This is a genomic window from Streptomyces sp. NPDC052109, assembly GCF_040680195.1.
In the GTDB taxonomy this organism is placed as follows: Bacteria; Actinomycetota; Actinomycetes; order Streptomycetales; family Streptomycetaceae; genus Streptomyces.
This window is the reverse complement of sequence record NZ_JBFAWF010000022.1, coordinates 23,412-40,085: the sequence shown is the minus strand read 5'-3', so window position 1 is coordinate 40,085 and position 16,674 is coordinate 23,412. Positions and strand designations below refer to the sequence as shown.

The 16,674-nt window shown below is 71.6% G+C and carries 17 protein-coding genes; 2 read left to right on the top strand and 15 right to left on the bottom strand.

From position 1 onward, the window contains the following. Positions 1-16: 16 nt before the first annotated feature. The 5 genes from der to aroH all read right to left on the bottom strand — a co-directional run bounded on the left by der (position 17) and on the right by aroH (position 4,473). Positions 17-1,501 carry a ribosome biogenesis GTPase Der gene (gene der / locus AB0L59_RS32990; RefSeq protein WP_365590314.1) on the bottom strand — a complete coding sequence of 495 codons (1,485 nt, stop codon included), beginning with the start codon at positions 1,499-1,501 and terminating at the stop codon, positions 17-19. A gap of 78 nt (positions 1,502-1,579) precedes the next feature. Then, positions 1,580-2,167, bottom strand: a complete 588-nt coding sequence (locus AB0L59_RS32985; protein WP_365590420.1) for a lysophospholipid acyltransferase family protein — start codon at positions 2,165-2,167, stop codon at positions 1,580-1,582. Between the two features lie 62 nt (positions 2,168-2,229). Further along, positions 2,230-2,925, bottom strand: coding sequence for a (d)CMP kinase (gene cmk, locus AB0L59_RS32980; RefSeq protein WP_365590313.1), 696 nt, complete (start codon positions 2,923-2,925; stop codon positions 2,230-2,232). A 103-nt stretch (positions 2,926-3,028) separates the two neighbouring features. Then, positions 3,029-4,114 (bottom strand): prephenate dehydrogenase, encoded by a 1,086-nt coding sequence (locus AB0L59_RS32975; protein ID WP_365590312.1) that lies wholly within the window; start codon positions 4,112-4,114, stop codon positions 3,029-3,031. Further along, positions 4,111-4,473 carry a chorismate mutase gene (gene aroH, locus AB0L59_RS32970; protein ID WP_365590311.1) on the bottom strand — a complete coding sequence of 121 codons (363 nt, stop codon included), beginning with the start codon at positions 4,471-4,473 and terminating at the stop codon, positions 4,111-4,113. The genes AB0L59_RS32975 and aroH overlap by 4 nt, the downstream gene beginning before the upstream one ends. A gap of 146 nt (positions 4,474-4,619) precedes the next feature. Here aroH and AB0L59_RS32965 point away from each other — a divergent pair, with 146 nt between their 5' ends. Then, positions 4,620-5,003, top strand: a complete 384-nt coding sequence (locus AB0L59_RS32965; protein ID WP_365590310.1) for a Rieske (2Fe-2S) protein — start codon at positions 4,620-4,622, stop codon at positions 5,001-5,003. Positions 5,004-5,024: 21 nt separating this feature from the next. Continuing rightward, positions 5,025-5,768, top strand: coding sequence for a nucleotidyltransferase domain-containing protein (locus AB0L59_RS32960; RefSeq protein WP_365590309.1), 744 nt, complete (start codon positions 5,025-5,027; stop codon positions 5,766-5,768). Here the strand turns inward: AB0L59_RS32960 and AB0L59_RS32955 are convergent. The 10 genes from AB0L59_RS32955 to AB0L59_RS32910 form a co-directional block, all read right to left on the bottom strand. Next, positions 5,694-6,443 (bottom strand): nucleotidyltransferase domain-containing protein, encoded by a 750-nt coding sequence (locus AB0L59_RS32955; protein ID WP_365590308.1) that lies wholly within the window; start codon positions 6,441-6,443, stop codon positions 5,694-5,696. The two genes, AB0L59_RS32960 and AB0L59_RS32955, sit on opposite strands and share 75 nt — an antisense overlap. A 3-nt stretch (positions 6,444-6,446) precedes the next feature. Continuing rightward, entirely contained in the window at positions 6,447-7,454 is a 1,008-nt protein-coding gene (locus AB0L59_RS32950; RefSeq protein WP_365590307.1) for an ADP-ribosylglycohydrolase family protein, read from the bottom strand. Positions 7,455-7,521: 67 nt separating this feature from the next. Beyond that, positions 7,522-8,592, bottom strand: a complete 1,071-nt coding sequence (locus AB0L59_RS32945; RefSeq protein ID WP_365590306.1) for a pseudouridine synthase — start codon at positions 8,590-8,592, stop codon at positions 7,522-7,524. Positions 8,593-8,605: 13 nt separating this feature from the next. After that, complete coding sequence (gene scpB, locus AB0L59_RS32940) at positions 8,606-9,256, bottom strand: SMC-Scp complex subunit ScpB (RefSeq protein ID WP_365590305.1); 651 nt, start codon at positions 9,254-9,256, stop codon at positions 8,606-8,608. Beyond that, positions 9,253-10,356 carry a segregation/condensation protein A gene (locus AB0L59_RS32935; RefSeq protein WP_365590304.1) on the bottom strand — a complete coding sequence of 368 codons (1,104 nt, stop codon included), beginning with the start codon at positions 10,354-10,356 and terminating at the stop codon, positions 9,253-9,255. The genes scpB and AB0L59_RS32935 overlap by 4 nt, the downstream gene beginning before the upstream one ends. A gap of 18 nt (positions 10,357-10,374) precedes the next feature. Further along, positions 10,375-10,926, bottom strand: coding sequence for a hypothetical protein (locus AB0L59_RS32930; RefSeq protein ID WP_365590303.1), 552 nt, complete (start codon positions 10,924-10,926; stop codon positions 10,375-10,377). Further along, complete coding sequence (locus AB0L59_RS32925) at positions 10,911-12,044, bottom strand: ParA family protein (RefSeq protein ID WP_365590302.1); 1,134 nt, start codon at positions 12,042-12,044, stop codon at positions 10,911-10,913. The genes AB0L59_RS32930 and AB0L59_RS32925 overlap by 16 nt, the downstream gene beginning before the upstream one ends. Positions 12,045-12,457: 413 nt before the next feature. Further along, positions 12,458-13,573, bottom strand: coding sequence for an alanine dehydrogenase (gene ald, locus AB0L59_RS32920; RefSeq protein WP_365590419.1), 1,116 nt, complete (start codon positions 13,571-13,573; stop codon positions 12,458-12,460). 147 nt (positions 13,574-13,720) lie between these two features. Further along, a complete protein-coding gene (locus tag AB0L59_RS32915) occupies positions 13,721-15,787 on the bottom strand; it encodes a tetratricopeptide repeat protein (RefSeq protein ID WP_365590301.1) in 2,067 nt (688 codons plus the stop codon). Between the two features lie 197 nt (positions 15,788-15,984). Next, positions 15,985-16,611, bottom strand: coding sequence for an NUDIX hydrolase (locus tag AB0L59_RS32910; RefSeq protein ID WP_365590300.1), 627 nt, complete (start codon positions 16,609-16,611; stop codon positions 15,985-15,987). Positions 16,612-16,674: the final 63 nt, after the last annotated feature.

Below are 16,674 nucleotides of genomic sequence, written 5' to 3'. Positions count from 1 at the left end.
CCGCGTCGTGGAGCCGTTACTTCTTCTTCGCGCCGCGCTTCTCGCGTACCCGCACCGAGATGTGGATCGGGGTGCCCTCGAAGCCGAACTCCTCGCGCAGACGGCGCTCGATGAAGCGCCGGTAGCCGGCCTCGATGAAGCCGGAGGCGAACAGGACGAACCGCGGGGGCTTGGTGCCGGCCTGGGTGCCGAACAGGATGCGCGGCTGCTTGCCGCCCCGGATCGGGTGCGGGTGGGCGGAGACCAGCTCGCCGAGGAAGGCGTTCAGCCGGCCGGTGGGGACGCGGGTCTCCCAGCCGGCGAGGGCGGTCTCGATGGCCGGGACCAGCTTCTCCATATGCCGGCCGGTGCGCGCCGAGACGTTCACGCGCGGGGCCCAGGCGACCTGGCCCAGCTCCGTCTCGATCTCCCGCTCCAGGTAGTAGCGGCGCTCCTCGTCGAGGGTGTCCCACTTGTTGTAGGCGATGACCACCGCGCGGCCCGCCTCGACGGCCATGGTGACGATCCGCTGGTCCTGCACGGAGATGTTCTCGGAGGCGTCGATCAGGATGACCGCGACCTCCGCCTTCTCCACGGCGGCCGCGGTGCGCAGGGAGGCGTAGTAGTCGGCGCCCTGTTGCAGGTGGACGCGCTTGCGGATACCCGCCGTGTCGACGAACTTCCAGGTCACACCGCCCAGTTCGATCAGCTCGTCGACCGGGTCGCGGGTGGTGCCCGCGAGCTCGTTGACGACGACGCGCTCCTCGCCGGCCACCTTGTTCAGCAGGGAGGACTTGCCGACGTTCGGGCGGCCGATCAGGGCGATCCGGCGCGGGCCGCCGATGCCGCCCCCTCCGAAGGTCTCGCGCGGCGCGTCCGGCAGCACCTCCAGCACGGCGTCCAGCATGTCGCCGGTGCCGCGGCCGTGCAGGGCCGAGACGGGGTGCGGCTCGCCGAGGCCGAGGCTCCACAGGTAGGCCGCGTCGGCCTCGCCGCTCGGGCCGTCGACCTTGTTGGCGCACAGCACGACCGGCTTGCCGGCCTTGCGCAGCAGCCGTACGACCGCCTCGTCGGTGTCGGTCGCGCCGACCTTGGCGTCGACGACGAAGACGACCGCGTCGGCCGCCTCGATCGCGTACTCGGCCTGGGCGGCCACGGAGGCGTCGATGCCGAGGACGTCCTGCTCCCAGCCGCCGGTGTCGACGACCTTGAAGCGGCGACCGGCCCACTCGGCCTCGTAGGTGACGCGGTCGCGGGTGACGCCCGGCCGGTCCTCCACGACCGCCTCGCGGCGGCCGATGATCCGGTTCACCAGGGTCGACTTGCCGACATTCGGTCGGCCGACGACGGCGAGCACGGGCAGCGGACCGTGGCCCGCCGCCTCGATGGCGCCCTCGACGTCCTCGATGTCGAAGCCCTCTTCGGCGGCGAGCTCCATGAACTCCGCGTACTCGGCGTCGCCGAGAGCCCCGTGCTCGTACTCGTGCTCAGCCGAGTCGCCGGGCTGGATGTCGTCGTTCATGAAGTCCGTACCTCGTCGTTCATTCGTGGTGATCGGTGGAAAAGCCCCGCATGGGCTGATCCACTACTCAAGTGTCGCCTAGCGCCCGGTCAGGCGCCTGGCGTTTTCCAGGTGGCTGGTGAGCTGCTTCTGGATGCGCTCGGTCGCCTCGTCCAGCGCCTTGCGCGTACGCCGCCCGCTGCCGTCGCCCGCGTCGAAGGGGTCGCCGAAGACGACGTCGACGCGGGAGCGCAGCGGGGGCAGTGCCTTTATCAACCGTCCCGGCCGCTCCGCGCTTCCCAGTACCGCGACGGGCACGATCGGCGCCCCGCTGCGGACCGCGAAGTAGGCGAGCCCGGCGCGCAGCGAGGCGAAGTCGCCCTCGCCCCGGGTGCCCTCCGGGAAGATGCCCAGCACTCCCCCGGCCTCCAGCACGCCGAGGGCCTGGGTGATCGCGGTGCGGTCGGCCGAGGCGCGGTCCACCTTCAGCTGGCCGATGCCGGTCAGGAAGGGGCCCAGGAGGCCGACGAACGCCTCCTGCTTGATCAGGAAGTGCGTCGGCCGGGGTGCCACGCCCATGACCATCGGACCGTCGATGTTGTGCGAGTGGTTCACCGCGAAGATCACCGGGCCGGCGGCCGGCACCTTCCAGGCGCCGAGCACGCGCGGCCTCCACAGGCCGTGCATGAGGCCGACGCCGATGCGCCGCCCGACCTCGGCCCCCCTGAGGGAGGGAACGGACGGCTGGGTCACTTCCCGGCCCGCTTCTCCTCGACCAGGGTGACGACGCACTCGATGACCTGGGCGAGAGTGAGCTCCGTGGTGTCCACCTCGACCGCGTCGCCGGCCTTGGCGAGGGGCGAGGTCTTGCGGGAGGAGTCGGCCGCGTCCCGCTTGATCAGCGCCTCGCGGGTGGCGTGGACGTCCGCGCCCTTCAGCTCACCGCTGCGCCGGGCCGCGCGGGCCTCCGGGGAGGCGGTGAGGAAGATCTTCAGGTCGGCGTCCGGGAGGACGGTCGTACCGATGTCCCGGCCCTCGACCACGATGCCGTTCTCCGCGTCGGCGGCCAGCGAGCGCTGCAGCTCGGTGATCCGGGCGCGCACCTCGGGCACCGCGCTGACCGCGCTGACCTTGGAGGTGACCTCCTGGGTGCGGATGGGACCGGCCACGTCGACGCTGTCGACCGTGATGGTCGGCTTGTCGGGGTCGGTGCCGGAGACGATGTGCGGCTTGCCGGCGACGGCGGCGACGGCGGTCGGGTCCTCCAGGTCGATGCCGTTGTTCACCATCCACCAGGTGATCGCCCGGTACTGGGCGCCGGTGTCCAGGTAGCTCAGGCCGAGCTGGGCGGCGACGGCCTTCGACGTGCTCGACTTGCCGGTGCCGGAGGGGCCGTCGATCGCGACGATCACGGGCCTGGCGGTCGGGGCGGCGCCGTTTTCCACGGAGGGACACCTTCCTGGTGCGGTGTGGGCGGGTGCGGGGGGCGGGAGCGCCCCGCACAAGGTTACTGGGTGCGGGTCACTCGTCCGGACGCCCGCGGGTGCTCTACTGCCGCAGCGCCCAGCCCCGGTCCCGCAACGCCTCCTTCAGTACCGGTGCCGCCTTCGGCTCCACGCTGAGCTGGACCAGCCCGGCCTGCTGCCCCGTCGCGTGCTCGATGCGCACGTCCTCGATGTTGACCCCGGCCCGTCCCGCGTCGGCGAAGATGCGGGCGAGCTGGCCGGGCTGGTCGTCGATGAGCACGACGACGTTCTCGTACACACGCGGGGCGCTGCCGTGCTTTCCGGGTACCCGCACCTGGCCCGCGTTCCCGCGGCGCAGCACGTCCTCGATGCCGGTGGTGCCCTCGCGCCGCTTGGCCTCGTCGGAGGACTGCAGGGCGCGCAGGGCCTCGACGGTCTCGCCCAGATCGGCGGCGACGTCGGAGAGCAGGTCGGCGACCGGGCCCGGGTTCGCGGACAGGATGTCGATCCACATCCGCGGGTCGGACGCGGCGATCCGGGTCACGTCCCGGATGCCCTGCCCGCACAGCCGTACGGCGGCCTCCTCGGCGTGCTCCAGGCGCGCGGCGACCATGCTGGAGACCAGGTGGGGCATGTGCGAGACGAGGGCGACGGCGCGGTCGTGGGCGTCGGCGTCCATGACGACCGGTACGGCCCGGCAGTGCGAGACCAGCTCCAGCGCGAGGTTGAGCACCTCGGTGTCGGTGTCCCGGGTCGGGGTGAGCACCCAGGGGCGGCCCTCGAAGAGGTCACCGGTCGCGGCCAGCGGTCCGGACTTCTCGCGGCCGGACATCGGGTGCGTGCCGATGTACGCGGACAGGTCCAGGCCGAGCGCCTCCAGCTCACGGCGCGGGCCGCCCTTGACGCTGGCCACGTCGACATAGCCGCGGGCCACGCCACGGCGCATGGCGTCGGCGAGGACACCGGCCACATGGGCGGGCGGGGCGGCCACGATCGCCAGGTCGACCGGGCCGCCGGGGGCCTCGTCGGTGCCGGCGCCGAGCGCGGCGGCGGTACGGGCCTGCTCCGGGTCGTGGTCGGCGAGATGGACGGTGACGCCGCGCTGGACGAGGGAGAGGGCGGCGGAGGTGCCGATGAGGCCGGTGCCGATGACGAGTGCGGTTCTCACTGGGCGATGTCCTTGCGCAGAGCGGCCGCGGCACCGAGGTAGACGTGGTTGATGTCGGCACGGGACTTGTCCGACTCGATGTGCGCGAGGATCCGTACGACCCGGGGCATGGCGCCCTCGATGTCGAGTTCCTGGGCGCAGATCAGCGGCACGTCGACGATGCCGAGCTTGCGGGCGGCGGCCGCCGGGAAGTCGCTGTGCAGGTCGGGGGTGGCCGTGAACCAGATACTGATCAGGTCGTCGGCGCTCAGCCCGTTCCGCTCCAGGACGGCGGTGAGCAGTGCCCCCACCTGCTCGTCCATGTGCCCGGCCTCGTCCCGCTCGAGTTGGACGGCCCCCCGGACCGCTCGTACCGCCACGGCGCTGCTCCCTGCTGACATGCGGATCTGTTGTTGGTCCGTCCAGCGTAGTCAGCCCGCGCGGACACGGCGCACGGCGCCCGATCGCTGAGACGATGCGGAGAATCCGGTATTCACCGAATCCGACGTGTTGTACGGAGGGCGGCATGGCTGAGGGCGCGACGCGGCGCACGGTTCTGGCGACGGGCGCGGCGGCGATCGTCGCACCTGTGGCGGCATGCGGCGGCAACGCCGGCGGAACGGGCGGGGATCTGGGCAAGACCAGCGACATCCCGGAGGGCGGCGGCAAGGTCTTCAAGGACCAGAAGGTCGTCGTCACCCAGCCCCAGAAGGGCGACTTCAAGGCCTTCTCGGCGATCTGCACGCACGAGGGCTGCACGGTCAACAAGGTCGCGAACGGCACGATCGACTGTCCCTGTCACGGCAGCAAGTTCCACATCGCCGACGGGGCGGTGGCCCACGGTCCCGCGAAACGGCCGCTCCCCAAGAAGTCGATCAAGGTGGAGGGAAATTCGATCAAACTGGCGTGACGGTCGGCGTACGCTCCCGGCATGCAGCCCGAGACCCTGGTCCGCGACCACACCGTCTACACCTGTGTCATGGGTTCCCGGGCCTTCGGGCTGGCGACGGACGCGAGCGACACCGACCGGCGGGGCGTGTTCCTCGCCCCCACTCCCCTGTTCTGGCGTTTCGAGAAGCCGCCCACGCATGTGGAGGGGCCGGGCGAGGAGCAGTTCTCCTGGGAGCTGGAACGGTTCTGCGAACTGGCGCTGCGGGGCAACCCGAACATCCTGGAGTGCCTGCACTCCCCGCTGGTGGAGCACCTGGACGACACGGGGCGGGAGCTGTTGTCCCTGCGCGCCGCCTTCCTCTCCCGCCATGCTTACGGCACCTTCACCCGCTACGCCCTCGGCCAGCGCAAGAAGCTCGACGCCGACGTCCGCGCGACCGGCGCCCCGCGCTGGAAGCACGCCATGCACCTGCTGCGCCTGCTGACGGCCGCCCGCGACCTGCTGCGCACCGGGGAGCTGCGGATCGACGTCGGCGACCAGCGCGAGCCGCTGCTCGCGGTGAAGCGGGGCGAGGTCTCCTGGGCCGAGGTCGAGCGGTGGATGACCCGTTTGGGCACGGAGACGGAACAGGCGCTGCACCGCACTCCGCTGCCCCCGGATCCGGATCACGCGCGCGTGGCCGACTTCCTGTTCCGGGTGCGCCGCGCCTCAGCTCTGCAGGCGGACGCGGACCACGAAGTCGTGCAGGGCGTCGTACGCGCTGGGCGCGTCGGGCAGGGCTGACGCGGCCTGGGCATCGTCGAGGACGGCGTGCAGTCGGTCCACGTCGGCCTCCACTCGGGCGTGAGGGACATGCGCCGCGCCGTGCTCCCGCTCGGCCTTGGCGGCTATCAGCTCCGGCAGGTAGCCGGGGGCGTGGCGCTGCTCCAGGAGCGTGGGCAGGTGCGCCTGGACCTCGCCGGTGCGCATGAGGTGGATGCCGGTGAGCAGCACCCGGAACGTGTAGAGCAGCGGCTTGAGTTCGCCGGTCTTCTCGAACAGCCGCCACTGGGTCACCGCGAACCCCCGGTAGTGGTGGGCGTGATGGCCGGTGAGGACCCCGGGGGCGAGCGCGGCCAGCTCCCGGTGCGTGTCCCCGGTGTGCACGACCAGCGGCGAGAGCAGCTGCTCCAGCACATAGCCGTTGCGGCGCAGCATGAGCCGGACGAACTTGCGCAGGTCGTGGGTGACGAGGTCCAGCTCGACGCCGTAGCGCACCCAGGTCCGCGAGCGGGTCTCGTCCGGCTCGCGCAGCCCGACGAGGTCGGCCGCCGGGAGCAGATGGACGCCCCGCAGGTCCACGTCCGAGTCCTGCGAGGGGAAGCCGTACAGGTGGGCTCCGGAGACGGTCGCGAACAGCAGGGGGTCGGGCTGCTCCGCGACCACGGGCTTCAGGTCGATGTCGAGGTCGTCGATCATGGCCTAAGCGTCCCAGAGTGCTCCCAGGGCCAACAGACCGTCCCGGTACTCGATCCGGTCGGCCCAGTCGGCCGGCCAGGCCTCCGCGCCCAGCCAGGCGCCCGCGAACGCGCCGGTGAGGCAGGCGATGGAGTCGGAGTCGCCGGAGGAGCAGGCGGCCCGGCGCAGGGCCGTGACGGGCTCGTCGGGGAAGAGCAGGAAGCACAGCAGCCCCGTGGCGAAGGCCTCCTCGGCGATCCAGCCCGCGCCGGTGGCCAGACACGGGTCGGTCTCCGGGGAGACGGTCCGCACGGCCTCCTGGAGACGGTCGAGGACGGCGAGGCACTCGTCCCAGCCGCGTGCGATGAAGTGCTCGGCGCCCGGGTCCTGGGAGCGCGTCCACAGGTCGCCGAGCCAGGTGTGGTCGTAGTGGGTGCGGTGGTCCAGGGCGTAGGACCGCAGCCGGCCGACGAGTCCCGTCGGGTCGGCGCCCTGGGCGAGCAGGTGGACGGCGTGGGCGGTGAGGTCGGAGGCGGCGAGCGCGGTGGGGTGGCCGTGGGTGAGCGCGGACTGCAACTGGGCGGCGCCGGAGCGCTGTTCGTCGCTCAGACCGGGCGCGAGCCCGATCGGGGCGACCCGCATGTTGGCGCCGCAGCCCTTGGAGCCGATCCGGCTGGCGTCCTGCCAGGCCCGCCGGTCCTCCTCGAGCAGACTGCACGCGGTCAGACAGGTGTTGCCCGGGGCGCGGTTGTTGTCCGGCGAGTGGTACCAGTCCACGAACTCCTCGCGCACCGGCCGCTCCAGCCGCCTGGGCGCGAGGTACCCGCGCTCCATGGCCGTGGCGAGCGCGCGGCCGAGGGCCAGGGTCATCTGGGTGTCGTCGGAGACGAAGGCGCGCTTCGGCAGCTCCATCTCCCGCCAGGGCCCGCACTTGGCGAGGATCGAGGGCACGTCGTTGAACTCGGTCGGGAAGCCGAGGGCGTCCCCGAGGGCGAGGCCGAGCAGTGCTCCGGTGGCAGCGCGCTTGGACATAGGATCACCGTCCCCCTTTTATCGTCACCTTGACCGTAAAGGGGGACGGTGATCACGGCAAGGCCTTTTAGAGGTCGACTTCCTTCATCAGCATCCCGACCTCGGTGTTGGACAGGCGCCGCAGCCAGCCCGACTTCTGGTCGCCGAGGGTGATGGGGCCGAAGGAGGTGCGCACCAGCTTCTCGACCGGGAAGCCGGCCTCGGCGAGCATGCGCCGCACGATGTGCTTGCGGCCCTCGTGCAGGGTCACCTCGACCAGGTAGTTCTTGCCGGTCTGCTCCACGACCCGGAAGTGGTCCGCACGGGCGTAGCCGTCCTCCAGCTGGATGCCGTCCTTCAGGCGCTTGCCGAGGTCGCGCGGGATCGGACCCACGATGGCGGCGAGGTAGGTCTTCTTCACGCCGTACTTGGGGTGGGTGAGGCGGTGCGCCAGCTCACCGTGGTTGGTGAGCAGGATGACACCCTCGGTCTCGGTGTCGAGCCGGCCGACGTGGAAGAGCCGGGTCTCGCGGTTGGTGACGTAGTCACCGAGGCACTGCCGGCCCTCCGGGTCCTCCATGGTGGAGACGACACCGGCGGGCTTGTTCAGCGAGAAGAACTGGTACGACTGCGTCGCCACCGTCAGGCCGTCGACCTTGACCTCGTCCTTCTCCGGGTCGACGCGCCTGCCCTGCTCCAGGACGATCTCGCCGTTGACCTCGACCCGCGCCTGCTCGATCAGTTCCTCGCAGGCCCGCCGGGAGCCGTAGCCCGCGCGCGCGAGGACCTTCTGCAGCCGCTCGCCCTCCTGCTCGGCACCCGGGAACGTCTTGGGGAGCTTCACGTCCTTCTTCCCGGCGTACCGCTCACGGTTGCGCTCCTCGGTCCGGGCCTCGTACTCACGCGAGCGCGCGGGGGCCGTACGGCCGTGCCCGCCGCCCTGCTGGGGCTGCTTGGGGCCGCCCTTCGCGCCGCCGCGGGCCGCGCCGCCCCGGCCGGACTTGGGGCCGTCCTTCGTGGCCCCGGGGCCGACGTCGTAGCGGCGCTCCTCGGGACGGGGCTTGCGGGGACGGCCCTGCCCCTGCCGCTCGTCCCGGTTGTTGCCGGCGCCGCGGTGGTTACCGCGCCCGCTGTTCCTGCCGCTGCCGCTGCTTCGCATCAAGGTTTCCGTCTTAGTCGTCTGCGTCCTGAACACCGGGCGCGTCGGGCGCGTCCGGGTCGAACGACGGAACCCCTTCCTGGGTCTCGGCCTCGATCGCCTCCGCCTCCGGGAGGAAGGGCGCGAGCTCCGGAAGCTCGTCCAGGCCACGCAGGCCCATCCGCTCCAGGAAGTAGTTCGTCGTCCTGTACAGGATCGCACCTGTTTCGGGTTCCGTGCCCGCCTCCTCGACCAGACCCCGCTGGAGCAGGGTGCGCATCACGCCGTCGCAGTTGACCCCGCGTACGGCGGACACGCGGCTGCGGCTGACCGGCTGGCGGTAGGCGACGACCGCGAGGGTCTCCAGCGCGGCCTGGGTGAGCCGGGCGGTCTGGCCGTCCAGGACGAGCCGCTCCACGGCCGGCGCGTACGCGGCTCGGGTGTAGAAGCGCCAGCCGCCCGCGACGAACCGCAGCTCGAAGCCCCGGCCCTGCACGGTGTACTCGTCGGCCAGCTCCCGCAGCGCGTCCGCGACCTGCCGCTTCGGCCGCTCCAGCAGCTTCGCCAGGTGCTCCTCGGTCGCGGGCTCGTCCACGACCATCAGCATGGCCTCCAGGGCGGGCTTGAGGTCGAGGTCGGTCACGGCCCGCAGCCCGGCCGGCACCTCCGTGGTCTGCTCACTCATGGCTTGTTCTCCTCCTTGGGCAGCTCGGCCGGCCGGTCGAACTCGTCGGTGACCATCGGCGCGGAGTCGGTGTCCCCGCCGGTCCAGCGGACCAGCAGCTCCCCGAGCGCGGCCTCCTGCTCCAGGGCGACGGCCTTCTCGCGGTACAGCTCCAGCAGGGCGAGGAACCTGGCCACCACGGTGAGGGTGTCGTCGGTGTCCTCGACCAGGGCCCGGAAGCTGGCCTCACCCAGCTCCTTCAGCCGGGCGACCACGATCCCCGCCTGCTCCTGCACGCTGACCAGCGGGGCGTGGATGTGGTCGACGTACACCTGCGGTTTGGGCTTGGGCTGCATCGCCTTGACCGCGAGCTTGGCGAAGCCCTCGGGACCGATGCGGATCACGACCTCGGGCAGCAGCTCGGCGTGGTGCGGTTCCAGGCCGACGGTACGGGGCCAACGGCGGGCCTCCTCGTCCAGGCGCGCGTTGAAGATGTCCGCGATCTGTTTGTACGCGCGGTACTGCAGCAGCCGCGCGAACAGCAGGTCCCGCGCCTCCAGCAGCGCCAGGTCGGCCTCGTCCTCGACCTCGGCGGCGGGCAGCAGCCTGGCCGCCTTCAGGTCCAGCAGGGTGGCCGCCACGACGAGGAACTCCGTCGTCTGATCCAGGTCCCAGTCGGGTCCCATGGCCCGGATGTGTGCCATGAACTCGTCGGTGACCTTGGAGAGGGCCACTTCGGTGACGTCCAGCTTGTGCTTGGAGATCAGCTGGAGAAGCAGGTCGAAGGGGCCCTCGAAGTTCGACAGACGGACCTTGAAGACACCGTCGGAAACCGGCCCGCTCTCGACGGGTTCGGGTTGCGCACGCTCGGACCGAGGCCGAGCGGGTTCGGCCTCCGGCTGCGAAGCACCGGGCTCGGGCTGAGGGATCTCCGGCTGCGAAGCCCCGGGCTCGGGCTGAGGGGCCTCCGGCTCCGGCTGCGGAGGTTGCGGCTCGGGCAGCTCCTGCTCGGGGACCTCCACGGGCGCCGAGGCCGGCGCGCTCCCCGGCCCCCGCCCCAGCGCACGCCGCCGCCCCGGAGCCGGGCCGGGAGCGGGGACGGGAACGTCGGACGAGGTCATAGCCCCCGCAGGCTACCCCTACCGTCCCCGCAGCCGTCGTACGAGGATGCTCGCGTCCCCGCGGGACTCCAGGTCGGCCAGGACCACGGCCACCGCCTCGCGCACGATGCGCCCGCGGTCCACCGCCAGTCCGTGCTCGCCCCGCAGCACCAGACGCGCGTGCTCCAGGTCCATCAGCTCCTCGGCGGACACATACACCGTGATCTTCTCGTCGTGCCGCTCGCGCCCGCTGGGCCGCCGGTTCGCCGCCCGCCCCCGCTTGCGGGGCTGGGCGGCGGCGCCGGAACCGTCCTGAGCCGCCTGCCGACGCGCCGGGCGGGTGCGGGACTCGCCGGCCTCGGTCTGCTCGGCCTCCGCGGCGACGTGCTCCGCACCCTCGCCGTCGCCGCCCTGGACCGGCACCGACTGCGGTGCGTCCTCGGCGGCGGCCGCGTCGTCGCTCTCCCCGGCGGGAGCCGGCACCCGGGCCTCACCGTTGGCCGCGCGTCGGGGAGTCGACGGCTGGAGTGCCGTCCCCCCTGTCGTACGGAAGAGTTCGTCGGCCCCCGGCAGACTCACTCGGCGTGACACCGGGCGAGCACCTCCCTGGCGAGCTGGCGGTAGGCGGCGGCACCGACGGAGTTGGAGGCGTAGGTGGTGATCGGCTCACCGGCGACCGTGGTCTCCGGGAAGCGGACCGTGCGGCCGATGACCGTGTGGTAGACGTGGTCGTCGAACGCCTCGACGACACGGGCCAGCACCTCGCGGCTGTGTACCGTGCGCGAGTCGTACATCGTGGCGAGGATGCCGTCCAGTTCGAGCTCGGGGTTGAGCCGCTCCTGGACCTTCTCGATGGTCTCGGTCAGCAGGGCCACACCACGCAGGGCGAAGAACTCGCACTCCAGCGGCACGATCACCTTGTGGGCGGCCGTCAGGGCGTTGACGGTGAGCAGGCCGAGCGAGGGCTGACAGTCGATCACGATGTAGTCGTAGTCGGACATCAGCGGCTTGAGCGCCCGCTGGAGGGTCGACTCGCGCGCGACCTCCGACACCAGCTGGACCTCTGCCGCCGACAGGTCGATGTTGGAGGGCAGCAGGTCCATGTTGGGGACCGCCGTCTTCAGCAGGACCTCGTCGGCGGACATGCCCCGCTCCATGAGCAGGTTGTAGACCGTCAGGTCGAGTTCCATCGGGTTGACGCCGAGTCCCACCGACAGCGCGCCCTGCGGGTCGAAGTCCACGAGCAGCACGCGCCGGCCGTACTCGGCGAGCGCCGCCCCCAGGTTGATGGTCGACGTCGTCTTGCCGACGCCGCCCTTCTGGTTGCACATCGCGATGATCTTCGCGGGGCCGTGGTCGGTCAGCGGGCCCGGGATCGGGAAGTACGGCAGCGGGCGTCCGGTCGGGCCGATGCGCTCACGGCGCTGGCGGGCCGCGTCGGGCGCGAGCGTGGCCGCGTACTCCGGGTCGGGCTCGTACTCGGCGTCGGGGTCGTAGAAGTGCCCCTCGGGCAGTTCGTCGTAGTCGGCGAAGTGGTTGTGGGGCGCGCCACTTCCGTCGCCGGCCATGGCGTTCACGTGATGGCCATCCATGCTCTGGTGTGCTGTCCCGGCCGCCTGCGGACCGGAACTCTGGTGGGCTGCGAAGGTGCGCACAGCTACGGAGCCGACAGCCTCGAATCCCGCGGAGCCCTGGCCCCGTGCAGGCATTCCTGGTTGACCACCCCCGGGAGAAAATGTCGACTCATTCACAAGTCGTCTTACCTCCTTGGTGACCAGGAAACTTCTAGACAAGGTCAGCGTGGCACCATGCCGACGGTTGGCGACTCTATGGCGTGTCGGCGGTCCGCAGCAACACAATCCGCCGGACCCGGCAGGATGTGTCGGCAATGAAACATCTCGCTGTCAAGGGCGTACGGCCGTCGCACAGCAGGTTTCACCGGTGTACGAATCGGTCGAAGGGTTGCGTTCGAGGCGAGTTGACCAAGAGTCGCCAAGTGACCATACACACATCCGGCCGGACCTTGTCTGGCAAGGTCCGGCCGGGTGCGCGGGGTTGACGAGACGTGTTGACGTATCGCCTTTTACCTGTTGGTGACTTAATGACTCACCAGGTCACGGGGTCAGCCGAGCAGGGACTCCAGCTCGACGTGCTCCAGGCCGTGGGCCTCGGCGACCTCCCTGTAAACGACCTTGCCGTCATGGGTGTTGAGCCCCTTGGCCAGCGCGGGGTCGCGGCGCAGCGCCTCGACCCAGCCGTTGTTGGCCAGGGAGACGATGTAGGGCAGCGTCGCGTTGGTGAGGGCGTTGGTGGAGGTGTTGGGCACCCCGCCGGGCATGTTGGCGACGCAGTAGAAGACCGAGTTGTGCACCTGGAAGGTCGGCTCGGCGTGCGTGGTCGGGCGGGAGTCCTCGAAGCAGCCGCCCTGGTCGATGGCGATGTCGACAAGGACACTTCCGGGCTTCATGCGGGCCACCAGCTCGTTGGTGACCAGCTTCGGGGCCTTGGCGCCCGGGATGAGGACCGCGCCGATGACGAGGTCGGCGTCGAGGACGGCCTTCTCCAGCTCGAAGGAGTTGGACATGATCGCCTTGACCTTCGTACCGAAGATCTTGTCGGCCTCGCGCAGCTTGTTGATGTCGCGGTCGAGCAGGGTCACGTCGAAGCCCATGCCGACGGCGACCTGGGTGGCGTTCCAGCCGGAGACACCGCCGCCGATGACGACCGCCTTGGCCGGGGTGACGCCCGGGACACCGCCGGGCAGCACGCCACGGCCGCCGGCCGCGCGCATCAGTTGGTAGGCGCCGACCTGCGGGGCCAGGCGGCCCGCGACCTCGGACATCGGGGCGAGCAGCGGCAGCGCCCGGTTCGGCAGCTCGACGGTCTCGTAGGCGATGGCCGTGGTGCCGGACTCGATGAGCGCGTCCGTGCACTCCTTGGAGGCGGCCAGGTGCAGGTAGGTGAACAGGATCTGGTCCTTGCGGAGGCGGTGGTACTCCTCCGCGATGGGCTCCTTGACCTTCAACAGCAGGTCGGCGGTGGCCCACACCTCGTCGGCGGTGTCCAGGATCTGGGCACCGGCGGCCACGTACTCGTCGTCCGTGATCGAGGAGCCGACGCCGGCGCCCCGCTCGATGACGACCTGGTGGCCGCTGCGCACCAGCTCGTGCACACCGGCGGGGGTGATGGCCACCCGGAACTCGTTGTTCTTGACCTCGCGGGGGATGCCGACCTTCACGTCGATCACGGTCCTTGGCTCAGAGGGTATGGGGGGTGCATTACAAGACATACCCAGGCATGCAGGGCACACCGGGAGACACCGCAGGAGAACGTGCGGCAGAGCCAGTTTAATGAAGGCGTTCCGCGTGTCTAGCCTTTCATTGCATCAATCTTCGCTGGGTGTACTGCGGATTTCGCAGGCGTTGGCGTCCTGTTTCCGGCTCGCGCCGTCCTCCGCGGCCTCCTCGTCCAGCATGCGCTCCGCCGCCACGCGGTGCAGACGGGCGGCGGCGCCGTCGCCCAGACGCTCCAGCGTGTCGGCCAGCCTGAGCTGCAGCGCGGCCTGCAGCCGGACGTCGTCGGCGCGCCGTGCCCACTCCGCCGCCTCCTGGCACGTGCGCAGCGACTCCGCGAACCGCCCCGCGTACTCCTGCACCCGGGCCAGCTCGCTCAACGCCCGTGCCTGGGCGGCGACATCACCGCTCCTGCGGTAGCCCGCGACGGCGGCCCGCCAGTTCCGCAGGGCCTCGCCGTAGCGGCCCGCATAGGTGTGGGCGGTGGCGATCCGGCCGTACAGCCGGGCGGCGTGGTCGCGCTCGCCCCGGGCCAGCCGCTCGGCCAGGGCCCGGCCGAACCAGTCGGCGGCCCGGTCGTGGTCCTCGAGTTCCTGGTAGGCACCACCTACGGATTCCATTGCGCGGCCCGTGGCATACGGGTCATTGGCTCTGCGTCCCGCGTCCAATGCCAACCGATATCGCGCGAGCGCGTCCTGGGTACGGCCGGTCTGAGCGTCGACGTCGCCGAGGTTCAGCAGCGCCGCCGCCTCCTCGCGGGCGAGCCCGCGCCGCCTGGCGACATCGAGGACCAGGCCGTGCACGTCGTACAGGTCGGCGGCCGCGGCCTGGGTGCCCTCGTGCGCCACCATGGCCCTGACCAGCTGGGACATCAGCCGCCGTGCGAGGTTGTCCAGCTCGCCGTCGGCCACCGCCAGACGCGCGCACGCCAGCAGCGCCGGGCGCCGGATGCGCAGCCAGTCGGCGGCCGCCCGGGGGTTGGGGAAGCGCACCTCGCGGGGCATCGCGCTCAGCTTCTCCCGGGCCTGCGGGCTGTCCGTCTCGGTGATCGCCCGGCACGACTGCAGCAGCCGTACGGTCCGCTCCAGCATCCGGGCCCGGGCCAGCTGCAGCTCCGCCGGCCGCTCCTGGCTCTCGGCGCAGGCGCGCAGCAGCGGGTGCAGGCAGCCGGGGACGTCGTACTGGGGCAGCGGGGAGTCGACAGCGTGCAGCAGGCCGAGGGCGACGAGGTCGTCCAGGATGGCCCGGGCGGTGCCGACCGAGCAGCCGGCGAGCGCCGAGGCGGTGTGCGGGTCGATCAGGCCGGCCGGGGCGAGGGAGAGCAGGCGCAGCATCCGGGCGGCCGGGCCGGGCAGGTCACTGCGGACGTGCCGGAAGACGCGGGCCAGCGGGGTGCCGTCCATGCCGTCCTCGGCGGCGGTGTGCAGTCGTTTGGCCAGGTCGGAGACGGCGGCCTTGGGCCGGGCGGCGAGCCAGCCGCCGGCCAGGACGAGCGTGGCCGGGTGTCCCTGGCAGGCCTCGACCAGGCTCTCGGCGGCGCGCGGGTCGACCGTGATGCGCACGGTGCCGGTGTAGCGGGTGAGGAGTGCCACCGCGGACTTGGTGTCCAGGCCGCCCAGGGTGCAGGGGCGGACGTCCGCGATCCCGGTGAGGGGACCCGAGGAGACGGCCAGCACCAGGCAGTCCGGGGCCTCGGGGAGCAGCGCGTCGACCTGCTCGGCGCCCGCCGCGTCGTCCAGGAGCAGCAAGATGCGCCGGTCGGCGAGGGCGGTGCGCAGCGCCTCGGTCAGCTCGTCCTCGCCGGCGCCGGCCGGGGCCGGCAGCTCGAGCGCGGTGAGCAGCTCGCGGGCGGTGCGCTCCAGGGGGACGGGGGTGCCGTCGGGCTCACTGAGCCGGGCCCGCAGCACCCCGTCGGGGTAGCGGTCCCCGACCTGTCGCACGAGTTCCTCGGCGAGGGCGGTGCGGCCGGAGCCGGGGCGGCCGGCGATCAGGAGGACGCGCGCGCGGGGTGCCTTGCGGCCGGAGAGGGTGTCCAGGCCGGCGCGCTCGATGTCGGCGCGAAGCTCCTTCAACTCCCGTGTACGGCCCAGGAAATGGCCTTCCGCGCTCTCGTGTGCCGAGAGCCGCACCCCGCCTGTGTCCACCGCCTGATCCGTCACGGGCCACACTCCCGTCCCACCGCACGCGCAAGCCCGCCGGATCTTCCGCTACGGGCGTGCAAGAGCCTAGTTCACGCTCTGCGACGCGCCGGGAGGAGCGCGGCGGACAGGTCCCCTGATCGGATCAGGCGATCGTCACACCGGACACCCGAACGGGTGCGGTCCGGGACGACGGGTGCGGCTCAGGACTCGGCGGCTCAGGACTCGAAGGGGCGGGCCGGCCACGGTGCGTCGGCCGGGCGGAGGGCGTCGAGGCCGTCGCCGCCGCGGGCGGCCACCAAGGAGAGGACCCCGACGACCAGGCAGTTGTTGTGCACGTCGCCGGCCAGGACGCGGCGCACCAGCTCCTCGACCGGCACACGCGCGTGCTGCATGTCGGTCTCCTCGTGCTCCGCCGCGAACCGCTCGCCCTCGATGTCGGACAGATCGCGGGCGAGGAAGATCCGTACGGCCTCGTCGCAGCCGCCGGGCGTGGTGTACACATCGGTCAGCACCCGCCAGTCCCCGGCCTTGACGTGCGCCTCCTCGTACAGCTCGCGCTGGGCGGCGTGCAGCGGGTTCTCCCCGGGGATGTCGAGCAGGCCGGCCGGGATCTCCCACAGCTTGTGCCGCACCGGGTGGCGGTACTGCTTGATGAGCAGCACCCGGTCGTCCTCGTCCAGGGCGAGGACGGCGACCGATCCGGGGTGGACCTGGTAGTCGCGGCGGGCCACCGAGCCGTCGGGCATGACCACGTCGTCCGTGCGGACGGAGGTCTTGTTGCCCACGAAGGGGGTCTCCGTCGCCCGGATCTCCCACTCCTCGGGGGTGTCCTTGATCGTCATGCCTGTCCTTCCACACGTGCACAAGCGGCCGGGGCGCGATCCTCTTGAACGAGCGCGCCCCGG